The 2,483-nt window shown below is 55.7% G+C and carries 2 protein-coding genes; both read left to right on the top strand.

The window, feature by feature from the left end:
* The first annotated feature begins 166 nt into the window (after positions 1–166).
* Positions 167–1,114: a DctP family TRAP transporter solute-binding subunit gene (locus ACSZPU_RS24995; protein WP_499004288.1), complete on the top strand. Its 948-nt coding sequence runs from the start codon at positions 167–169 to the stop codon at positions 1,112–1,114.
* 97 nt (positions 1,115–1,211) lie between these two features.
* On the top strand, positions 1,212–2,399 hold the full coding sequence (locus tag ACSZPU_RS25000) for a citrate synthase family protein (RefSeq protein WP_499004289.1): 1,188 nt from the start codon (positions 1,212–1,214) through the stop codon (positions 2,397–2,399).
* Positions 2,400–2,483 lie beyond the last annotated feature (84 nt).

Consider the following 2,483-nt stretch of genomic DNA (forward strand, 5'->3'; position numbering starts at 1 on the left):
GTAGCGAGCCATAGTTCAATATGTTGTTGAAAAAGACAGTTACTATAACTCAGGTGATTAAGGGACACAGCCTAATATCAATCGCGCCAGCGAGCGTGAAATTCTTGTCACATTATCAATGCTGATGCGCTTACCGGGTGCGCAACGGCACCAGGGAGATATCAGAATGAGCTTTTCTTCAGGCAGTGACGACAATAATACCTTGACGCTAAAAGTCGGTTTCGAAGGGTCAATCAATAGCTCACAGGGCGTGGGTGCGAAAGAAATGGCGCGGGCCATCGGCGAATTATCGCAGGGCTCTATCGCGCTGGAATTGTATCCCGATGCCGTACTGGGCGGCGGGCCAGCCATGATCGCCATGGTACAAAAAGGCGATCTGGATATTTTCTTTGGCGGCGCGGGGTATTTCTCTTCGCTCGATAGCCGACTCAACGTGTTTGATATTCCCTATCTGTTTGAAACCGTTGAACAAGCATATGGCGTCCTGGACAGTCAACTGGGACGCGAAATGCTGGATGTGCTGGAAGCACAGCAGCTCAAAGGCCTCAGCTTCTGGGAAAACGGCATTCGCTCCATCACCAACAACCGCCAGCCGGTGACCCACCCGGACGATTTTAAAGGACTAAAGATTCGCACAATGCCGGGCAATCTGTCCCACGAAGCCCTGTGGCAGCAAGTCGGCATGGAAACCTTGCCCCTGCCCTCAGGTGCTATCTGCCAGGCGATACTCGATGGCAAAATCGACAGCCAGGAACACCCGGTTTCAGTAATCTATGCGCGTAAATTCTTCGAAGTACAAAAATATCTTTCCTTTACCCGTCACCTGTATGGACCGCTGATTCAGGTGATGAACCTCGCGAAATTCACCGCACTGAGCGAAACGCAGCAGGCTATTCTGTTGAAAGGATCTTATACCGGTGCCGTGGCAACGCGAACCTTCTCGAACAGCAACGAAGCGCGTTTTCTTGAGGAAATGATACAAGCCGGTTTGCAGGTCAATGAGGTCGATCCTCAGCCGTTCAAAGCGGTGATGCGCCCGGCGCTGGAAAAAGATTACGTCGAAAAAAATGGCGATGCCTGGCTAAAAAAAATCAGCGCAACCCTCGCCGGTTAATCCAGGTGCCGGGTACGGAAAAATTCTGGTGCCCGGCCGCTGACTGTACCAAAATTGCGGTATCACACGCTTAACTACCCGATATTCAGGCTCAACTATGCAAACCAGGACCAAAGTCGCGCCATGGCTTACGCTGGAGGAAGTTCAGGACTTTCTCGGCGTGCGTGCACAAACAATCTATGCGTACGTTAGCCGTGGATTGATTGCCTCACATCCGGATCCGCAGAATATTCGTCGCAGTCTGTATAGCGCCGAAAATATTCAGAAGCTGAAACAGAAAAAGCAGCAGGGCCGGAAGCGCGAAACCCTCGCCGCGAATACCCTTTTTGGCACCGAGCCCAGTATTCCCACGGCCATTTCAACCTTTGCCCGCGGGCGTTTGTACTACCGTGGGAAAGATGTCATCAGCTTTGCCGAAGAGGCGACCCTGGAAGAGACCGCGCGCCTGCTCTGGGATGCGGAGGCCCTGGGCGGATTCTCCGTGCAGGAGCGCGATTACCCGCCCTATCCGCCCGATCGGACGCATGCCTTTGTGGCGCTGGCAGCGGCTACCGCCACGGGCCATTCCACCCATGCGCGCACCCCACGCGTGCTGCATGCTGAGGCGGCAACCCTGGTGGGCCATCTGGCGTCGACGTTCGGTGCGGAAAACAATCCCACGTTGCTGATTCATCTGCGTCTCGCAGGAGGCTGGGGGAAAGAAAAAGATGTGGCGGATATTTTGCGCAAAGCGATGGTGCTGCTTGCCGATCATGAACTGACCAGCTCCGCGTTTGCCACGCGCATTGCCGCCTCTAACGGTGCATCGCTGCCCGCCTGTCTGCTGACCGGACTGGCGACCTTCACCGGGCCGCTGCACGGCGATGCCACCCCACGCGTGAAAGCGCTGTTAGATGAGGTTGAGCGTTCCAGCGCCGAGCAGGTGGTTAACCGCTACCTCTCCTCCGCGCTGCCGATCCCGGGCTTTGGTCACCACCTCTATCCCGATGGCGATCCGCGCGCGGTGGCCCTGCTGGAAGAGTTCGAGCCGCCGGAAGAGATCGCCAAATTCATTGAAAAAGTGACCACGCTGACCGGCCTCTACCCCAACATTGATGCGGTGCTGGCCGCCCTGGTAACGCGCTATCGGTTGCAGGGGGATGCGGCATTCGCGCTCTTCTCTATTGCCAGGAGCGTCGGGTTACTGGCGCACGCCATGGAACAAATCAATACCTGTAAGGTGATTCGTCCGCGCGGTCGCTACGTCGGACCCGATCTGATGGTGCCGGTAAACGGCCGCTCATAATGGAGGTGTAAAAAACCACCTGCATAGCAGGTGGCATTGATAACGCCCCATAGGGGCGTACTCAGTCCAGACTCTGAGAGTCTT

It is taken from the genome of Phytobacter sp. V69 (assembly GCF_965644215.1).
Classification (GTDB): domain Bacteria; phylum Pseudomonadota; class Gammaproteobacteria; order Enterobacterales; family Enterobacteriaceae; genus Phytobacter.